Origin of the sequence: Methanorbis furvi, from assembly GCF_032714615.1 — an archaeon.
Taxonomy (GTDB): domain Archaea; phylum Halobacteriota; class Methanomicrobia; order Methanomicrobiales; family Methanocorpusculaceae; genus Methanocorpusculum; species Methanocorpusculum furvi.
Window position 1 is genome coordinate 51160 of the sequence record NZ_JAWDKA010000005.1, and the last position, 18279, is coordinate 69438.

At 51.8% G+C, this 18279-nt stretch carries 17 protein-coding genes; 12 read left to right on the forward strand and 5 right to left on the reverse strand.

What is annotated here, in order from left to right; all coding sequences use genetic code 11:
- Positions 1-5 precede the first annotated feature (5 nt).
- A complete protein-coding gene (gene fdhF / locus McpAg1_RS05240; RefSeq protein ID WP_338094247.1) occupies positions 6-2042 on the forward strand; it encodes a formate dehydrogenase subunit alpha in 2037 nt (678 codons plus the stop codon).
- Here fdhF (McpAg1_RS05240) and McpAg1_RS05245 read toward each other — a convergent pair.
- A complete protein-coding gene (locus tag McpAg1_RS05245; RefSeq protein WP_338094248.1) occupies positions 2035-2220 on the reverse strand; it encodes a hypothetical protein in 186 nt (61 codons plus the stop codon). The genes fdhF (McpAg1_RS05240) and McpAg1_RS05245 overlap by 8 nt on opposite strands.
- Positions 2221-2419: 199 nt before the next feature.
- Between McpAg1_RS05245 and McpAg1_RS05250 the strand changes: the two genes are divergently transcribed.
- From McpAg1_RS05250 to McpAg1_RS05300, 11 genes are all read left to right on the forward strand, one after another.
- On the forward strand, positions 2420-3415 hold the full coding sequence (locus tag McpAg1_RS05250; protein WP_338094249.1) for an ABC transporter substrate-binding protein: 996 nt from the start codon (positions 2420-2422) through the stop codon (positions 3413-3415).
- 45 nt (positions 3416-3460) lie between these two features.
- A complete protein-coding gene (locus tag McpAg1_RS05255) occupies positions 3461-4171 on the forward strand; it encodes an ABC transporter permease (protein ID WP_338094250.1) in 711 nt (236 codons plus the stop codon).
- Positions 4164-5261, forward strand: a complete 1098-nt coding sequence (locus McpAg1_RS05260; RefSeq protein ID WP_338094251.1) for an ABC transporter ATP-binding protein — start codon at positions 4164-4166, stop codon at positions 5259-5261. Before McpAg1_RS05255 ends, McpAg1_RS05260 begins: the two co-directional genes overlap by 8 nt.
- A gap of 371 nt (positions 5262-5632) precedes the next feature.
- Positions 5633-5812, forward strand: coding sequence for a hypothetical protein (locus tag McpAg1_RS05265; protein ID WP_338094252.1), 180 nt, complete (start codon positions 5633-5635; stop codon positions 5810-5812).
- Between the two features lie 176 nt (positions 5813-5988).
- Positions 5989-6384 (forward strand): molybdopterin dinucleotide binding domain-containing protein, encoded by a 396-nt coding sequence (locus tag McpAg1_RS05270; protein ID WP_338094253.1) that lies wholly within the window; start codon positions 5989-5991, stop codon positions 6382-6384.
- A 7-nt stretch (positions 6385-6391) separates the two neighbouring features.
- Positions 6392-7711: a formylmethanofuran dehydrogenase subunit B gene (locus tag McpAg1_RS05275; RefSeq protein ID WP_338094254.1), complete on the forward strand. Its 1320-nt coding sequence runs from the start codon at positions 6392-6394 to the stop codon at positions 7709-7711.
- Positions 7708-9417 carry a formylmethanofuran dehydrogenase subunit A gene (locus tag McpAg1_RS05280; RefSeq protein WP_338094255.1) on the forward strand — a complete coding sequence of 570 codons (1710 nt, stop codon included), beginning with the start codon at positions 7708-7710 and terminating at the stop codon, positions 9415-9417. The genes McpAg1_RS05275 and McpAg1_RS05280 overlap by 4 nt, the downstream gene beginning before the upstream one ends.
- Before the next feature lie 8 nt (positions 9418-9425).
- On the forward strand, positions 9426-10226 hold the full coding sequence (locus tag McpAg1_RS05285) for a formylmethanofuran dehydrogenase subunit C (protein WP_338094256.1): 801 nt from the start codon (positions 9426-9428) through the stop codon (positions 10224-10226).
- 338 nt (positions 10227-10564) lie between these two features.
- Positions 10565-12637, forward strand: a complete 2073-nt coding sequence (gene fdhF, locus McpAg1_RS05290) for a formate dehydrogenase subunit alpha (RefSeq protein WP_338094257.1) — start codon at positions 10565-10567, stop codon at positions 12635-12637.
- 3 nt (positions 12638-12640) lie between these two features.
- Entirely contained in the window at positions 12641-13885 is a 1245-nt protein-coding gene (locus McpAg1_RS05295) for a Coenzyme F420 hydrogenase/dehydrogenase, beta subunit C-terminal domain (protein WP_338094258.1), read from the forward strand.
- A gap of 84 nt (positions 13886-13969) precedes the next feature.
- Complete coding sequence (locus McpAg1_RS05300) at positions 13970-14557, forward strand: carbonic anhydrase (RefSeq protein ID WP_338094259.1); 588 nt, start codon at positions 13970-13972, stop codon at positions 14555-14557.
- A gap of 285 nt (positions 14558-14842) precedes the next feature.
- On the opposite strand, the gene McpAg1_RS05305 is transcribed toward McpAg1_RS05300, so the two are convergent.
- From McpAg1_RS05305 to McpAg1_RS05320, 4 genes are read right to left on the reverse strand one after another with little or no spacing between them, the layout of a single operon-like run.
- Positions 14843-15658, reverse strand: coding sequence for a 2Fe-2S iron-sulfur cluster-binding protein (locus McpAg1_RS05305; protein WP_338094260.1), 816 nt, complete (start codon positions 15656-15658; stop codon positions 14843-14845).
- Positions 15655-17448, reverse strand: coding sequence for an NADH-ubiquinone oxidoreductase-F iron-sulfur binding region domain-containing protein (locus tag McpAg1_RS05310; protein WP_338094261.1), 1794 nt, complete (start codon positions 17446-17448; stop codon positions 15655-15657). Before McpAg1_RS05310 ends, McpAg1_RS05305 begins: the two co-directional genes overlap by 4 nt.
- The gene (gene nuoE, locus McpAg1_RS05315) at positions 17445-17993 is read right to left on the reverse strand and encodes an NADH-quinone oxidoreductase subunit NuoE (RefSeq protein WP_338094262.1); all 549 of its coding nucleotides are present in this window, start codon (positions 17991-17993) and stop codon (positions 17445-17447) included. Before nuoE ends, McpAg1_RS05310 begins: the two co-directional genes overlap by 4 nt.
- Positions 17994-18005: 12 nt before the next feature.
- Positions 18006-18278: a ubiquitin-like small modifier protein 1 gene (locus tag McpAg1_RS05320; RefSeq protein WP_338094263.1), complete on the reverse strand. Its 273-nt coding sequence runs from the start codon at positions 18276-18278 to the stop codon at positions 18006-18008.
- Position 18279 lies beyond the last annotated feature (1 nt).

The following is an 18279-nucleotide window of genomic DNA, read 5'->3' on the forward strand; positions in this document are numbered from 1 at the left end:
CAGCAATGAACCTGAAGTACGTTCCCACCACCTGCCCGTACTGCGGTACTGGATGCAGTTTTTTTCTGGTTGTACGGGACGGCCGACTCGTCGGAGTCGCGCCCCGTTCCCGCTCGCCGGTCAATGAAGGAAAACTCTGTCCGCGGGGAATGGCTGCATGGGAGTTTGTGGCAAGTCCGGAGAGGCTGACACATCCACTCATCCGGAAAAACGGGGAACTTGTTCCCGCAACATGGAACGAAGCGATCACGCTGATTGCAGAAAAGTTCAGACAGTACCAACCGTCTGAGTGCTGTGTTCTCTCATCACCAAGAACATCCAACGAGGACAACTATGTGATGATGAAGTTTGCCCGCGGTGTGTTGAAAACAAATCACATCGATCACTGCGAGAGATTGTGCCATGCATCCATCGTTGATTCACTCGCCGACTCGTTCGGTCATCCGGCAATGACCGGCAGTATCCCGGATCTTGCCAAGGCAAAATGCATCTTTGTTATCGGATCAAATGCATTTGCCCAGCATCCGCTGATCGGCAGAAAAATTATTGAGGCACAAAGATCAGGCGCAACCTACATCTGTGCTGACCCGAGAAAAACATTCACCGGTTCGCAGGCAGACCTGCATCTCCAGTTCCATGCTGGAACCGACATCATGCTTCTCAATGGCATCATGCATGAGATTTTGCTGCAGAAACTGGAGAACACAGAGTTTATTGCAGAGCGAACGAACGGATTTGATGAGTTCAGAGAAATAATTCTGCAGCCCGAGTACTCCGCAGAAAATGTTGCCGAGAGTTGCGGGGTTCCGGCAGAAAAAATCCGGGCCACGGCAAAACTGATGGCGCTGCCCGGCTGTGCGGTAATCTACTCGTCTGGTATCACCAAACAGGGAAACAGTGCAGAAAATATTCACAGTCTTGCAAACCTTCAGCTCCTGACAGGAAACGTCGGGCGAGCAGGCACCGGCGTACATCCTCTTCGCGGTCAGAACAATATTCAGGGCGCATGCGATATGGGAGCGCAGCCGTTCTACTTCACCGGCTATCAGCGCGTTGAAGATGCTGACGTCCACAAAAAATTCGAAGAAGCCTGGAGTTTTTCGGATGGCATTGCACCGGCAAAAACCGGTTACGAAATCACCGAGATGATGGACTCCTTAATCTCAAAGAGTGGGGAGCTGAAGGCGATGTACATCATGGGGGAAAATCCGGTTCTCTCTGATCTTGACATCAATCATGCGAAGGCTGCCTTGGAACAGCTGGAGTTTCTGGTTGTGCAGGATATTTTTCTGAACGAAACCGCAGGCTTTGCGGATGTTGTGCTGCCGGCGGTCTGTTTTGCAGAGCGTGACGGAACCCAGACAAACACCGAGCGACGTGTTCAGCGCTGGCACAAAGCTTGTGAACCGCCGGGCGAAGCAAAAGCTGACTGGGAGATCATCGCCTCCATTGCATCAGCGATGGGGTATGCAGAACAGTTTTCCTGGAAAACTTATGCTGAAGTGTTTGATGAACTTGCAAGCCTCACACCACCGTATGCAGGCATCAGCTATGACCGCCTCGCCTCAGCAGACAGCATTCAATGGCCGTGTCCATCAGGAGATCATTCGGGAACGCAGATTCTCTACACTGATACCTTCGCAACAGCTGACGGGCGTGCGGTGTTTCTGCCGGCAGTGCGGCAGATTGAGAACGAAAAAACTGATGAACAGTATCCGTTCCTGTTTACTACCGGCAGATGTATTTTTCACTGGGATACCGGCTCGATGACACGAAAAAGCAGCGCGGCAAACACGGGAAACTGGCTTGAGATAAATACTGCTGACGCGAAAAAGTTGGAGATTTCCACAGGAGATTCAGTCCGCCTCATCACACATGATGCGGAAATTTCAGCAACTGCCCGCGTCACCGAAGAAATTCTGCCGGGTACCCTCTTCATGCCGTCGCATTATGTTGAGTTCACTACAAAAGAGCTGGTGCAAAATACGATGCCGACGCCTGGATGCGGCGGACGGTCGGCAAAAATTGAAAAAATTATTTGAAGCAGCCAAACATACAGTTGCGAATTTTGATGTGCATGCTGCTGCAGTACGCACCAAATGACGAAGGATCAATATCATATTTTTTGCAGATCGCTTGGGCCTTCGGGCAGGTGATCTCGTTTTCGATTTTCTCAGCTGCAAGAGCCGCGCGGATACTTTCATCAGAACTTGTCGGCATATACATATCGTTAGGGGTTTTCTGGTATAATTACTCGCGGTTTTCGCACCAGAGAGATATTTGGCGTAATTTTATGCTGAAAATAAAAATAGATAAACAAAACAAAAAATGATATCAAACATAGTTACCCAGGAGTATATACAGTTCATTAAATCAACTATACCTATTTTATCCAAGGAGCAACAAACGACTTAGTTCGATGAAGAAATTATTACCTGTGTTTGGTATGGTTCTTCTGCTTGTCGCAGTAATTTTCGCTGCCGGGTGTGTGGGCACCGGCGACGATAGCGGCAACCAGACCGCAACCCCTACTACTTCTGTTCCGACCGCAACGCCGGACCAGCTGAAGATCGCAACGACCACGTCCCTGTACGATACCGGACTCCTTGACTCTGTTCAGGATTACTACCTTGACACCTACAATGTTGATCTCCTGATCACATCACAGGGTACTGGTAAAGCAATTCAGTCCGCAAAGAACGGCGATGTTGATGTTCTCTTAGTCCACGCTCCGGCGCAGGAAGCAGAGTTCATGGACTCCGGCTACGGTGTTAACCACCGCGGTGTTGCTTACAACTACTTCGTAATTGTCGGCCCTGAGTCTGACCCTGCAGGAATCAAAAACATGACTCCTGAAGAAGGTCTCACCACCCTCAAGAACCTTGGCGAGGCTGGCGACGAGTCCATCATCTTTGTCTCCCGCGGCGACAACTCCGGAACTCACTCCGCAGAAAAAGCCATCTGGGCAGCAGCAGGACTCAACTACACCGCAGAAGTCAGCGGCAACCCGGGCAGCTGGTACGTTGAGACCGGCTCTGGAATGGGTGACACCCTGACCGTTGCCGGACAGAAACAGGCATACACCCTGACCGACGAAGCAACGTTCCTGACCTACAAGAAGAACAACAACCTCCAGCTTGTTCCGATCATCGATGAAGGCGAGACACTTCTGAACCGCTACACCATCATCACGATCAACCCGGAGAAGTTCCCGAACACCAACGTTGTCGCTGCAACCGACTTCACCAACTGGCTCATCTCTGCTGACGGTCAGAAGTTTATCGGCGACTACGGCAAAGAGGTCTATGGAAAATCCCTGTTCAGCCCGATGGTAACACTCGCTGACAGCACCCTTCCGCCGTTCAACATCGACAGCACCACTGCGGTAACTGTCCCGACTGTTGCAACCGCGTAAAACCAAAATCAAATTTATTTTTTTCCCGAATTTTTCGGAGCAGCAATGGACGATATTATCAATGGCGTCACTGAGGCAATTCATCTGATTATCACCATGGACCCTGAGGTCATGGAGATAGCGCAGCGAAGCCTGACGGTGTCATCGGAAGCTACGCTTATTGCTGCATTGATTGCAATTCCTCTCGGCGCTGCGATTTACTACTTTACCTTTCGGGGAAAACGTGTCGTGATTGGAACAATTCAGACTCTGTATGCACTGCCGACCGTTCTTGTGGGACTTCTCGTGTATCTGCTGGTTTCAAACTCTGGACCATTGGGCGGACTCAGGTTTCTATACACAACGAACGCCATGGTTTTGGCACAGGTGCTTTTAGTCATTCCAATCATTGCCGGTCTCACAATTGCAGGACTTTCGAGTCTTGACAAGGAGATGAAGTACACCATTCAGTCGCTGAACGCAAATGCAGTACAGGCGATCATCACCCTCTGCCGTGAAGCAAAGTTTGCCATTCTTTCCGGTGTTATGCTTGCGTTTGGCAGAGCGATCGCAGAAGTCGGTGCGGTGATGATGGTTGGAGGAAACATTCGCCACTTCACGCGAACGTTAACGACAGCGATTTCACTCAACACTTCGATGGGCGAGTTTGCCACATCGATTGCTCTTGGAATTATTCTTTTGTCGATTGCGTTGATCGTCAACTTTGCGATGAACATAATTCAGAACTGGCACTCGGGAGGACAGAAGGATGTCTGAGACACAACCTGTGGTGGAGCTTGCAAACATCAGCCGCGTCTACGGAGAAAAGTATGCACTCAATGAGGTGAGTTTTTCTGTACAACGCGGAGAGATTGTTGCGGTGATCGGTCCTTCGGGCGCAGGCAAAAGTACGCTGATGCGTATCTGCGATATGCTTGAAGAGCAGAGCAGCGGAGATCTTACGCTGTTTCAAACAGTGGTTGAAAAGAAAACCCGCAAATCCCTTCGTGAACGTGTGGGTATTCTGTTTCAGAAGACCGTACTGTTCGACCGCAGTGTTTCTGACAATGTGGCGCTCGGCCTTCAGTATCGCGGGTACAGACATGAAGAGATCCAGCGGCTGACTATTGAGTATCTCAAAAAACTCGGGATGGAAACATATGCGGACCGCAACGCACGTACTCTCTCCGGCGGCGAAGGACAGAGGATTGCGTTTGCCCGCGTGCTGCTGACGGGACCTGAACTTCTTCTTCTGGATGAGCCAACCGCAAACCTTGATCCTCTGGCAACCAGAATGATCGAGGAGATGATCAAAACAGAGAATGCGGAACACAACACGACGATCATTCTCAACACGCATGATCAGAATCAGGGCATGAGACTTGCCGACCGGATTATTGTTTTAATGAATGGGAAAGTGATGCAGATTGGAACACCTGATGAGGTGTTCTATCATCCGTCAACTGAAGAGGTTGCTGCGTTTGTCGGGTTCCAGAATCTGATCTCTGGAACCGTCACAAAAATTCAGAGCGGTGTTGCAGAGATGACAACTGCTGCGGGAATATTCCGCGTTCAGGCAGGGGACGCACACGTCGGCGATGCCGCGACACTTGCTCTTCGCGGCGAAGAAATTCTCGTGCACAACGCAGGTGTTCCTTTTGAAAAAGATCCGGAGAACAGTGTTTGTGGTGCCATTCTTTCATCACAGAAGATCGGGCCGGTAATGGAACTTGTCGTTGACTGCACCATTCCGATCACCGTTGTTGTTCCGGCACGCCACCGGTTTGCCGAAGAGTTTGTGCCGGGAACTCCGGTGTGTCTCTCCTGGCTGACGGCCGCAGCCCATCTGATTTCCCAGACCAGATAGGTTACCATCTCTCATTTTTACCCCTCAGGTTTTTGCGCGGGCTTCAAAAATACCGGTAAATATACGTTGGTTCCGCACGCCCCTCATTAGTAAACCAAGATTATTTTACACGTGTGATCATCGGGAAAATGGTAAATCGTTTATGATCAATAATGGGATTTGTCAACGTAAAATAATTTATGAAACCCCGCCCGAAGCTATTTACGTAGACTGGCGCAACCTTGAATATGACTATACGCAAAACCAGCGTTAGTTATGTCTCCGTAAAGGAGTTGGAGCAGCATCAGCACAATCCGAGAACGTCTCAACTTGGTACGTTGTCCATCCGGTAACAACCGGAATGGAGTCAGAAGTTCGTTGGACATGTTGATATGCGGGTCGATGGTAATCGTCGGAATGGTCAGCAGTTATGCAGAAGCCTCGAACGGGAAGTGAGTAATCTGTTTCTAATCGTTGAAAAATATATCGACACAACATCAAGCCCGACAGCAGAGATTCTTTCCGGCCTTGAGCCGGAAAAAAATCTCGCTCCTGTCAGAATGTCACGTTGATACCGCTGCAGTTGGTACCATTTACCTGGTGGTTCGTTTGCCGCTTCCCGCTACACAAAGACAACGATTACGTGCCGCCGCCTGATGTCAGGACTCTATCTTTTGCAGTTTTTCGTATCACTCAGTCGCATTTTGAACATATCTCTCATACAAGATCTCCGGAGAGGATGATTTACTTGACAAAAATAACCGTGAACCTGATTACCGGGCGGACAATCCAACAGGGTGTCTCCATGGAAGCAGGAAAAGAAAAAGAGGATTACATGAAATCCTGCGGCATCATCGAACTGGACGCAGTCGATATTGCCAAACTTGGAATCTGGAAGAACAGCAATGTCAGAGTCGTCAGTGACTTTGGCAGTGTTGTGGTCAAGGCAATTGAAGCCACCCAGGGACCTCACCCGGGCCTTGGCTGGATTCCGATGGGTCCATGGGCCAACATGGTGATTGACACCAACACCTACTCAACCGGTATGCCAACCTTCAAAGGCACACCTGTCACCATTGAACCGGCAGAAAAAGAGACTGTTCTCAGTTCCATCGACCTGGTTCTCAACGCATGCAAGGAGTAAATGATTCATGACACAACTGGTAACAGACATTATCTGCCCGTTCTGCGGAACATTATGCGACGACATTGAAGTCGAAGTCAGCGATGACGGAAAAAAGATCATCAAAGTCACAAACGCATGTGCGATCGGAGCAGAAAAATTCCTTCACGCACAGTCTCCCGACAGAATTGTCCGCCCCCGCATGAAGCAGGAAGACGGCAGCTGGAAAGAGGTAACCTACGACGAAGCAGCAAAGTACACCGCAAAAATTCTGTGCGACGCAAAGAAGCCGCTGATGTACGGCTGGTCTTCGACCTCCTGTGAAGCACAGGCAACCGGTCACATGATTGCTGAACTTGTCGGCGGCGTTGTGGACAACACTGCTACTGTCTGCCATGGCCCGTCCCTCATTGCAGTCCACGATGTTGGTATTCCGTCCTGTACTCTTGGAGAAGTCAAGAACCGTGCAGACCGCGTGATCTTCTGGGGATGCAACCCGGCACACGCCCACCCGCGTCATATGTCCCGGTACTCCATCTTCTCCCGCGGTTACTTCACCACCAAAGGATCCAAGAGCAGAAAGATCATCGTCGTTGACCCACGCCCGACCGATACCGCATCGGTTGCTGACTATCACATCCAGATTCAGCAGGGACGCGACTACGAACTGATCGATGCACTCCGCGTTGCACTGCAGGAAGGCCCACTGCCGGAAACGGTTGCGGGAGTTCCGAAAGAAAAGATCTACGATATTGCACGCCTTCTGAAGAGCGGCCGGTTTGTCACCATCTTCTTTGGAATGGGGGTCACCCACTCGCTTGGGAAAAATCACAACATCGACATCGCAATCGCTCTGACGGCAGACTTAAACAAGTACACCAAAGCTGCCATCATTCCAATGCGGGGCCACTACAATGTTACCGGTTCCGGACAGGTTCTCGGTTGGCAGTTCGGATTCCCGTTCTGTGTGGATCTCTCCCGCGGCTTTGCCCGCTACAACCCCGGGGAAAGCAGTGCAAATGATCTTCTCATGCGTGGAGAAGTCGACGCAAACTTTGTGATCGGCAGTGACCCGGGATCCCACTTCCCGTTCAAGTCCGTCAAAGTCATCAACGAACTTCCGTCGGTATGTATCGACCCGCACATGACACCGACCGTTGCCGTGTCCAAATGCCATGTGCCGGTTGCACTCGTTGGCATTGAAGTCGGCGGCTCCTGCTACCGTATGGACAACGTGCCAATCGAGTCCAGAAAAGTCGTTGACCCGCCGGCAGGAATGCTCACTGACGGTGAGTTCCTCGAACTCGTTCTCACTGAAGTACAGCGCATCAAAGGAGTTGCAGCATGACCGAAATTCTGATCAAAAACGGATTCGTCTTCGACCCGGTATCGGGCATCAAAGGCGACAAGAAAGACATCGCCGTAAAAGACGGTGTGATTGTTGAGTCGGTCTCAGCCGCGGCAAAAGTTATCGACGCATCAGGCATGACCGTCATGGCAGGCGGTGTGGACATTCACTCCCACGTTGCCGGAGCAAAGGTCAATGTCGGCAGAAACTTCCGCCCGGAAGACAAACTCCAGGCAGTCTACGAACCTGCCCGCGGTGTCCGCCACATGGCAGGAGGAAACTCTGTTCCGACCGTCTTCAAGACCGCATACAAGTATGCGGACATGGGATACACCACCGTCATCGAAGCTGCAATGCCACCTCTCTATGCACGCCACACTCACGAAGAGATGCGTGACACCCCGATCATCGATCAGGCAGCACTGCCGCTGTTCGGCAACAACTGGTTCATCCTTGAATACCTCAAGAACGGCGAGATCGACAACGCATCCGCCTACATTGCCTGGCTGCTCCGCAGCACCAAAGGCTACGGTATCAAATGCGTGAATCCGGGAGGAACTGAAGCATGGGCATGGGGTCTGAATTGTATGACCGTCAACGATCAGGTTCCGTACTTTGAGATCACCCCAAAAGAGATCATCGCAGGCCTCATGACCGTCAACGAGTCGCTGCACCTGCCGCACTCTCTGCACCTGCACTCCAACAATCTCGGCAACCCGGGCAACTACCAGACTACACTTGACTCGCTGAAGATCGCAGAAGGCTTCAAGGCAAACAACAACTTCGGCCGCGACCAGGTCATGCACCACACCCACATTCAGTTCCACTCCTACGGCGGAACCGGCTGGGGCGACTTCGAGTCCAAGGGTGCTGAAGTTATGGACTACATCAACAAAAATCCGAACATCACCTGTGATATCGGATTTGTTACGCTTGATGAGACCACCACCATGACCGGTGACGGACCGTTCGAGTACCACCTCTCAGCACTCAACCACCTCAAGTGGGCAAACACTGATGTGGAAGTTGAGTGTGGTTCCGGAATTGTTCCCTACATCTACAGCAAAGACGTCTATGTCTGCGGTGTTCAGTGGTCGATCGGTCTTGAGATGGCGCTTCTTGCAAAAGATCACATGCGCTGCTACCTCACCACTGACCATCCGAATGCAGGGCCGTTCACCCGCTACCCGCGTGTGATGAAGTGGCTCATGAGCGAGAAGGCTCGTGATGAAGTCTTTGCATCCATGAAAGCAGAGGACAAGGTCCGCGACAGATCCACGCTCGGCTCCATTGACCGTGAGCTGACCCTCTACGAGATTGCAATGATGACCCGTGCAGGAACCGCAAAGGCTCTTGGTATGGGCAAAAAACTCGGAGGCCTTGTACCCGGCATGCAGGCAGATATTGCTGTGTATCCGTACAACCCTGAGACCGCAAGCGACCCTGAACAGATCGAATACGCATTTTCGAATGCAAAGTATCTGATCAAGTCCGGTGAGATCATCATCAACGACTCCGAGATTGTCAGCAACGGCAACAAGCAGACCTACTGGGTGGATGTCAAGACCAACCCGAGCAAACAGGTTGAGCATGACCTCAGAGAGATGTTCCTGAAGTACTACACGGTTACCGAACGGAACTATGAGGTCGAAGAGCACGCGTTCATGAAAAACCCGAATGTCATCTCGATTGACGCAACCCAGTGAGGCAGAGTATGAATACTGTAACAATTACCATCAAAAAACAGCCTGACCTGTTCATCGAGGCCGAGTGCTTTACGCCGGATGCTCTGGCAGGTAAGAATGCCGAAAGAATCGCAGAACTGCCGGTCTATATCGGCAGAACAACCGAGAAGGTCGGCGACTACTTTGAGGTCTCAGGCTCTGCGGGTGCAACCGCAGCAGAGACAAAACTCGTGGTCGCTGGAGATCTCACTCGCGTGAAGTACATCGGATCAAAGATGACTGCAGGCGAGGTTGTCATCAATGGTGACACCGACATGTATGTCGGAGCCTGGATGACCGGCGGAAAAATTACTGCCAACGGTAACATCGGTCACTTCGCAGCGACTGCAATGGCAGGCGGCGAGATTGTGGTGAGCGGCAATGCCGGCAACTATCTCGGAGCGTCCTACCGCGGTGACTGGAGAGGTATGAGCGGCGGAAAGATCACCGTTGCCGGCAATGTTGGTTCTGACTGCGGAACCTTCATGCTCGGCGGCGAGATCTGCGTCGGTGGAAACATCGATGTGCATGTCATGACGCATGCTGACGGCGGTAAAGTGGTTGTCTTCGGCAACGCAAAGAGCCGTCTCGGTGGCCAGGCATCCCGCGGCGAGATGTACGTCTTCGGAACAGTTGATGTGATGCTGCCGGGCTATGTTTATGCACGCGACGAAGAGGTCGAAGTCTGCGGTAAAAAGGCACTCTTTGCAGTCTATAACGGCGACATTGCCGACCGTCACCCGACCCGCAAGGGCGAGACGATCTACGCAAAGCTGTATCTGAAGAAATAATTCCTCCAAACATTTTCTTTTTTTCATGCATTTTGGTTTGGTCGAAATGCACATTCAGAAAAAAATGTCCCTGCCGCATGCAGTTGTGCGACCCACCGATAATATACAAAAATACGGGTTTTTCTGCGCGTATCATGGTCCTGAAGAGAAATGATTCCGGTCCTGAGAAATACAAAAAACATGTACAAAATTATTTCGTCATCTAAAAACACTAAACTATGGTCGATAAAAGCATTTTAGTAAAATAAACCAATTGAACAAACACTAAAAAAGATTTACACTCACCAACCTTAATATGTCAAGTTTGAAACCTAAATGTAGATGAGGTTATGAAAAACATGACGGACCTGAAATTTGTTCCAACTACCTGTCCCTACTGTGGTACAGGCTGTTCCTTCAACCTCGTTGTCAAAGACGGCAAAGTCGTGGGCACCGCCCCGGCTCAGCGTTCTCCTGTCAACGAAGGCAAACTCTGTCCGAAAGGCATGTACGCCTACGAGTTCATCAACTCGCCGGACCGGCTCACTCAGCCGCTGATCCGCAAGAACGGTGAACTTGTCCCAGTTTCCTGGGATGAAGCAACCACGTACATTGCTGAAAACATGAAGAAATATAAGCCGTCAGAGCGGTGTGCTCTGTCTTCGGCACGTGTTTCCAATGAAGACAACTATGCAATGATGAAGTTTGCCAGAGGTGTTCTGAAGACAAACCACCTTGACCACTGTGCACGTCTCTGCCACTCCTCAACGGTCGCAGGACTTGCAGGCTCTTTTGGCTCTGGTGCAATGACCAACAGCATTCCTGACATCGCAGAAGCAAAATGTGTCTTCATTATCGGCTCCAACACGTTTGAACAGCACCCGCTGATCGGACGCCGCGAAGTCATGGCAAAACAGAACGGCGCAAAGTACATCTACGCCGACCCCCGCCGCACCCACACCTGTGGACCGGCAGATCTTTTCTTACAGTTCCACTCCGGAACCGACGTTGCTCTCCTGAACGGTCTGATGCAGATTATCATCAAGAACGGCTGGGAAGACAAAGAGTTCATTGAGAAGCGTACCAAAGGCTACGAAGATCTCAAGAAGATCGTCATGAAAGAGGAGTACTCTGTCGAAAACGTCGCCAAGACCACCGGCCTTGACCCGAAAGACATTGAGACCGCAGCAGACTGGATCGCAAACTCCGGCGCAACCGCACTCATCTACTCGATGGGTATCACCCAGCACACTGTTGGTGTTGACAACGTTCACGCCTGTGCAAACATCCAGCTGCTTACCGGCAACCTCGGCAAACGCGGAGCAGGTGTCAACCCGCTGCGTGGCCAGAACAATGTGCAGGGCGCATGCGATATGGGTGCACTGCCGGTCAACTTTACCGGATACCAGAAGGTCACTGACCCTGCAAACCACAAAAAGTTCGAGGATGCATGGAAGTTCCCTGACGGAATCGCTCCGGCAGAAAACGGTTACGAAGTCACCATCATGATGAACGTCTTAACCGACAACCCCGGTGAACTGAAGGCAATGTACATCATGGGCGAGAACCCGCTTCTCTCTGACCCGGATATCAACCACGTCAAGGAAGCATTCGAGCACCTTGAGTTCGTCGTTGTGCAGGATATCTTCTACACCGAAACCTGCGACTATGCTGACGTCATCTTACCGGCAGTCTGTTTCGCAGAGCGTGACGGAACCCAGACCAACACCGAACGCCGTGTCCAGCGCTGGAACAAGGCAGCTGACGGACCCGGAGAAACAATGGACGACTGGAGAATCCTCTCCATGGTTGCAGCCAAGATGGGTTACGCAGACCAGTTCGCATGGAACAATGTCTCCGAAGTCTTCGACGAAATTGCCGAACTTACTCCGCAGTACCATGGTATGAGCTACGAGCGTCTCTCCCATGCAGACTGTCTCCACTGGCCGTGCAAGACTCCGGAAGACCCGGGAACCCCGATTCTCCACAAAGAAAAGTTCCTCACTCCTGACGGACTTGGCGTGTTCCTTCCGGCAGACTGGCAGCCGCCGGCAGAAGTTCCGGACGCAGAGTACCCGCTCCAGTTCACGACCGGACGTTGTCTGTTCCACTGGCATACCGGTACCATGACCCGTAGAAGTGAGACTCTTGACAAAGAAGTTCCGACCGGCTGGATCGAGATCAATGCAGAGGATGCACAGGAACTTGGTATCCGTGACGGAGAAACCGTTCGTGCAACCACCCGCCGTGACTCTCTCACCGTTGCCGCACGTGTTACGCCGACCATCAAGAAGGGAACCACCTTCATGCCGTTCCACTTCATCGAGTGCCCGGCAAACCTGCTGACCCACAATGCCTTAGACCCGGTCTGTAAGATTCCGGAGTACAAGGCCTGTGCAATAAAAGTTGAAAAGATTTCCAAGGAGGCCTAAGCAATGTCAGCAAAAGGCGATATGTACTATGCATGGGCAAACCAGAGCTCATGCCCGATCAAGGGCGAGTGCGGCGGTGCTGTTACTGCAATTCTGAAGTACATGCTGGACAACAAAGTTGTTGACGCAGTCCTGACCGTGAAGAAAGGCCGTGATGTCTACGAGGCGGTTCCGGTTCTCGTGCACAGCTCTGAAGAGCTGTCCAAGACTGCGGGATCCCTCCACTGCGGTACAGTTCTCCTGCCGAAAATCATCAAGAAGTACCTTGACGGCGCACGCGACATGAAGATCGCCGTGACCTGCAAGGGCTGTGATGCAAAGGCAATGTACGAACTGGCAAAACGCCAGCAGATCAACATGGACAACATCTTCATGATCGGTCTGAACTGCGGAGGATCCGTCACGCCAATAATGGCACGGACGATGATCGCCGAGAAGTACGGTCTGAACCCGAACGACATCGTAAAGGAAGAGATCGACAAGGGACAGTTCATCGTAATTACCAAGGACGGCGAACACAAGGGCATCTCAATCGATGAGCTTGAGGAACACGGTCTTGGCAGAAGAGCAAACTGTCAGCGCTGCGAAACAAAGATCCCGCGTCAGGCAGATATTGCCTGCGGTAACTGGGGAGTCATCGGCGAGAAGGCCGGCAAGACTACGTTTGTTGAGATCTGTTCCGAAAAAGGTGCAGCAGTCTTTGACGCAGCAGTAAAGAGCGGCGTTCTTCAGACGTCCGCACCCGAGGCAAAAGGCCTTGAGGTTCGCGGAAAGATCGAGAATGTCATGATGAAGATGGGTAAGAAAAATCAGGAGAAGCAGTTCGCCGCTCTTGGTGAAGGTTCGACCCGCTTAAGCTACATCATGGCCGAGTCCAGCCGCTGTATCAAATGCTACGGCTGTATCGAGAACTGCCCGATCTGTTACTGTGTCGAGTGTTCGACGAAGAAGCCGCATCTGGTTCGCCCAGGTGTAATTCCTCCGGACTTTATGTTCCAGATGATCCGTTTCGCTCACATTGCTGATTCCTGTGTGAACTGCGGTCAGTGCAGTGAACTTTGTCCGATGAACATTCCGAACTCGCTCTTCATGCATGCACAGCAGGTTGAGCTGGAAAAGATGTTCGGTCACAAGCCGGGTTACGACATGACGATGCCGGTCCTCTCCTTTGCTGAGGAGATGGAGGAACGCGAGCGTCTGCACGCAACCGGTTCGGATATGATCTTTGAAAACGTATTCAAAGAGTAACCTAATCCAAGTAGGGTAAACCTCACAGGGAGTGTTCTCGGATAACGCACTCCCTGAATTTTTTTTCAATGGAGATGATTTTACATGACAAAAGAGTTTATCGAAGGAAACAAGATTTTTCTGGAAAAAGATTTTGAACGCAAAAAAGATCGCTACATGACTCTGGTCGAGTCCCAGCATCCTACTGTTTTATGGATCGGCTGTTCTGATTCACGCGTGAATCCTGAGAGGATTACGCACAGTCGTGCGGGCGAGCTGTTCACTCACCGAAATATCGGCAACATTGTGCCAACCCATGACTGGAACTTTGCAACGGTTCTTGAGTATGCCGTGAAGCATCTGAAGGTGAAGAAGATCGTGGTCTGCGGCCACTCCGATTGCGGAGCGTTGAAGGCTCTCGACGCTGACATGAAGGATGATGCCTACATTCCGATGTGGATTTACAATGCCAAGGAGGCACAGATGAGAGTGGATGCCAGACTTCCGGAACAGCCGAAAACTCCTGAAGAAAAAGCTGCACGGAAAAAAGAGATCGAGATCGAAAATGTTCGCCTGCAGATTGAGCATCTGAAGACATATCCGCTGGTCTCCGAAGCTGAGAGGAAAGGAACCGTCGCGGTCCATGGTCTGTACTATGACCTGAAAACCGGCGTCCTCACAGAAATCGCCTGACCCCCCACTTTTTTCTTAAGGCCTGGCACTATTATAATAGTGCGTTCATAAACACGGCTTCGTGTCTTTAATTCTGAGCTGCCCACGGAAAAACGGAACACACGGATATTTCACAGAAAAAAAACATCACGGAGCAGACGTGAACATCACGGAATTCGAAAATAATTCATTTCTGTGATGTTCACGTCTGCTCCGTGATGTTTTTTCCGCGCTGCTCAGTGTATTCCGTTTTTCCGTGGGCGGATCAACACGGCGAATGATATGCCAAAAAAATGGGTATCAATTTCACCGACGCCCGAACGGTTCTGCCATCGCGTCAGCACTCCGTTTCTGTCGGCACGCAGGACACAAAAAGTCCGGGTCGCGCCCGGAGCGCTGGGCTGCGTAACGCACTTCCTTGTCGGTGCCAAGAAGTTCCCCGCACTCTTTGCAGAACGCGAACTTGAACTCTTTTCCCCAGATTGTTCTGCCGGTCTCGGTCTCGGTAACCGTGATTTCTCCGGTCGGGCAGACATTTGCACATCCGCCGCAGCCGATACAGATCTCAGACGGCTCGTCGTACGGCGTTGAGACCGTCTTTGTTGTTCCGCGACTCACCATGGCAATAACTCCTGCGCCCGCAACCGGATAGGCACATCCCTGTCCGGCGAGTTTTTTCAGAAGTGTTCGCGTGGCAACAGAGCCTGCACCGATAAGGTCGCAGGCCCGGACACACAAGCCGCAGAGAATACATTTTCCGCCGTCGAATGACGCGACCGGCAGGTCGGGAGCACCAAACGCCTCACACATATGGGCGATCACATCGCTCTTTGGAGCACGTTTGCGCAGCAAAGCAAGGATCATTTTCCTGTGGGCAAGGATGCGTTCGCTGTTTGTCACGACCTCAATCTCACCTCTGACCGGATAGAGACAGGAGACCACAACTTTGGTCCTGCCGCTCTCGGTAACCTCGACCACACACAACCGGCAGCTGCCCATACCGGGCAGTCCGTCGTGATGACAGAGCGTTGGAATGAAAATGTTGTTGCGTCTGGCAACCGCAAGAAGCTTCTCGCCTTTCTTACAGGTACAGGAAACTCCGTCGATGGTGATCTGAATCATACTCTGCCTCCTTTCACTGCCTCAATCGCATTGAATCTGCAAACGTCACGACAGCTCCCGCAGCCGTTGCAGGACTTCGTAATTATCGGGAACCCGCCGTTCAGTTGAACGATTGCCCGGGTCGGGCAGACCGCAGTGCATGCCATGCATCCTTTGCAGACAGCATGGTTCACCGAAAATGCGGTCAGTGCCTTACAGACGCCGGCAGGACAGCGGTGCTCACGGATGTGCGCCTCGTACTCCTCGCGGAAGTACCGGATCGTGGTCAGCACTGGATTTGGTGCGGAGGAGCCGAGAGCACAAAGCGAGCAGTCGATCATCGTTGAGCCGATCATCTCCAGCAGTTCGATGTCCCCTTCACGGCCGTAACCGTTACAGATGTTGGTAAGAATACTGCGCATATGCCGCAGTCCTTCGCGGCACGGCGTACACTTGCCGCAGCTTTCGCCGCAGAGGAAATTCACATAATAGCGGGCGAACTCCACCATGCAGCTGTGATCATCCATCACAATCATGCCGCCGGACCCCATCATAGTCCCGTACTCTTTCAGGGTGTCAAAGTCCACCGGAATGTCCAGCAGGCTTGCAGGAATACAGCCGCCGGAAGGACCTCCGGTCTGCACTGCCTTGAACTTGCGGTTGTTTGGAATACCTCCGCCGATCTCAAAGATCAGTTTCCGCAGTGTGATTCCCATTGGAACCTCCACGAGACCAGTGTACTTCACCTTGCCGACGAGGGCGAACACTTTGGTTCCGGTACTGTCTTTTGTTCCGATCTCGGCAAACTTTTTGCCGCCACCATTAATGATGACCGGAATGTTTGCCCAGGTCTCCACATTGTTGATGACGGTCGGGCATCCCCACAGCCCTTTCTCAACACTGTGGATGTACTTCGCCCGCGGCTCGCCAACGTTTCCTTCGATTGATGACATCAGTGCGGTTGACTCGCCGCAGACGAATGCTCCCCCGCCCCGGACGACGGAGAAGTAGAGTTTTCTGTTGGTTCCAAGAATGCTCTCGCCAAGAAGTCCGCGTTTTTCTGCGGCACGGATGGCTTTTTTCATGCTCTTCACTGCCTGAATGTACTCGTCGCGGATGTAGAGAAATCCCTCTTCAGCACCAATAGCAAGAGCGCCGATCATCATCCCTTCAAGAACGCTGTGCGGATCGCCGTCCATGATCGAGCCATCCATGAAGGCGCCGGGATCGCCTTCGTCGCCGTTACAGATCACATACTTCGGCGACGACTCAAGGACAGCTGCACTCCGCCATTTTCTGCCGGTCGGAAACCCTGCACCTCCGCGTCCGCGGATACCCGACTCTTCTACTTCGCGGATGATTTCATCAGACGTCATCTCAAGAGCGCGGGCAAGCGCCGAGTAACCGCCGTGTGCGATGTACTCATCGATACTGCGGGAGTCAATGATGCCGACATTTCTCAGAGCGATTTTTTTCTGGTGGCCGTAAAATGGATTGTCTGCCTGATGCAGAACATGATTGCCGGAGCTGTCTTTAAACAGCAGACGCTCGATTGGCTCGCTCTCAAGAACGGTTTTTTGAATGATATCATGAGCGTCGGAAGGCCGGACGCGGTAGTACATGATATCATCAGGCATGATGCGAACGAGGGGCCCGAGTTCGCAGAGGCCGCTGCATCCGGTCTCGGTAACACAGCAGACGTTTGCGTCAGCCGCGGCTGCGTCAACTGCCGCAGTAAGAGCGAGTGATACATCCATGCCGCCGTTTGCCCGACAACCCGTGCCGCAGCAGACAAGAATTGTCCGCGTCATGATTTTTCCTCCTTCTCGTTCTTCTCCCCGTTCTCCATTCCGTTCTCCTCCTCATGCTCTCTCTCCCTCTCCTCCTCCAGTTTCCGATACCTGTTCAGAATCGCCGGGAGATCAGCAGGCGTAAGTTTTCCATAATAGGTTTCGTCGATCAGGATTGCCGGAGCTATCGCACAGGTTCCGATACAGTTGACCAGCTGAAGAGAAAACAACCGGTCGCTGGTGGTCTCGCCGTCACGGATTCCGAGAAGTCTCGTGATCTCATCCCGCAGCTGCACGGAACCTTTGATGTGGCAGGTCGTTCCGTCGCAGAGTCTGATGACATGTTTGCCTTGGGGAACAAGCGAGAGCGCTTTGTAAAACGTTGCCATCGAGTAGAGGTGGGCCTCGGAGCAGGAGAGATACAGGCCGATTTTTTTGAACGCATTGCGCGGAATGTAGCCGAACTTCTTCTGCAGATCCTGCATGATTGGAAGTGAGTTCTGACGTTCCGGCGGATAGGCTTTGATAACTTCGTTGATTTCGGTGTCTGATTCGTTGAGGTTCATGAATATATTCGCTCATCCTCCGGCTACAAGCGGAAATAGTGCGACGGTATCGTCGTCGGTGATTTTGGTGTCAACACCATTCAGGTGAACGATGTTTCTGCCGTTTACCAGAATGATCGCTTCAAGGCCAATGTCGGTTCCTTCTGGATTGAGGATTTTGTCCCGAAGGCCGGGATAGATTTTGGAGAGTTCACGCAGAAGAGAGAGAATGTTCTCTTCTGCTGGAATGTTTGTTTCGTTGCAGCGGGTGATCGCCCGGTAGGTTGCAAAAAATTTGATTTTCATG

Coding starts and splice junctions, on each gene's coding strand:
- fdhF (WP_338094247.1), top strand. CDS start 6: ATGAACCTGAAGTACGTTCCCACCACCTGCCCGTACTGCGGTACTGGA.
- McpAg1_RS05245 (WP_338094248.1), bottom strand. CDS start 2,220: ATGCCGACAAGTTCTGATGAAAGTATCCGCGCGGCTCTTGCAGCTGAG.
- McpAg1_RS05250 (WP_338094249.1), top strand. CDS start 2,420: ATGAAGAAATTATTACCTGTGTTTGGTATGGTTCTTCTGCTTGTCGCA.
- McpAg1_RS05255 (WP_338094250.1), top strand. CDS start 3,461: ATGGACGATATTATCAATGGCGTCACTGAGGCAATTCATCTGATTATC.
- McpAg1_RS05260 (WP_338094251.1), top strand. CDS start 4,164: ATGTCTGAGACACAACCTGTGGTGGAGCTTGCAAACATCAGCCGCGTC.
- McpAg1_RS05265 (WP_338094252.1), top strand. CDS start 5,633: ATGCGGGTCGATGGTAATCGTCGGAATGGTCAGCAGTTATGCAGAAGC.
- McpAg1_RS05275 (WP_338094254.1), top strand. CDS start 6,392: ATGACACAACTGGTAACAGACATTATCTGCCCGTTCTGCGGAACATTA.
- McpAg1_RS05280 (WP_338094255.1), top strand. CDS start 7,708: ATGACCGAAATTCTGATCAAAAACGGATTCGTCTTCGACCCGGTATCG.
- McpAg1_RS05285 (WP_338094256.1), top strand. CDS start 9,426: ATGAATACTGTAACAATTACCATCAAAAAACAGCCTGACCTGTTCATC.
- fdhF (WP_338094257.1), top strand. CDS start 10,565: ATGACGGACCTGAAATTTGTTCCAACTACCTGTCCCTACTGTGGTACA.
- McpAg1_RS05295 (WP_338094258.1), top strand. CDS start 12,641: ATGTCAGCAAAAGGCGATATGTACTATGCATGGGCAAACCAGAGCTCA.
- McpAg1_RS05300 (WP_338094259.1), top strand. CDS start 13,970: ATGACAAAAGAGTTTATCGAAGGAAACAAGATTTTTCTGGAAAAAGAT.
- McpAg1_RS05305 (WP_338094260.1), bottom strand. CDS start 15,658: ATGATTCAGATCACCATCGACGGAGTTTCCTGTACCTGTAAGAAAGGC.
- McpAg1_RS05310 (WP_338094261.1), bottom strand. CDS start 17,448: ATGACGCGGACAATTCTTGTCTGCTGCGGCACGGGTTGTCGGGCAAAC.
- nuoE (WP_338094262.1), bottom strand. CDS start 17,993: ATGAACCTCAACGAATCAGACACCGAAATCAACGAAGTTATCAAAGCC.
- McpAg1_RS05320 (WP_338094263.1), bottom strand. CDS start 18,278: ATGAAAATCAAATTTTTTGCAACCTACCGGGCGATCACCCGCTGCAAC.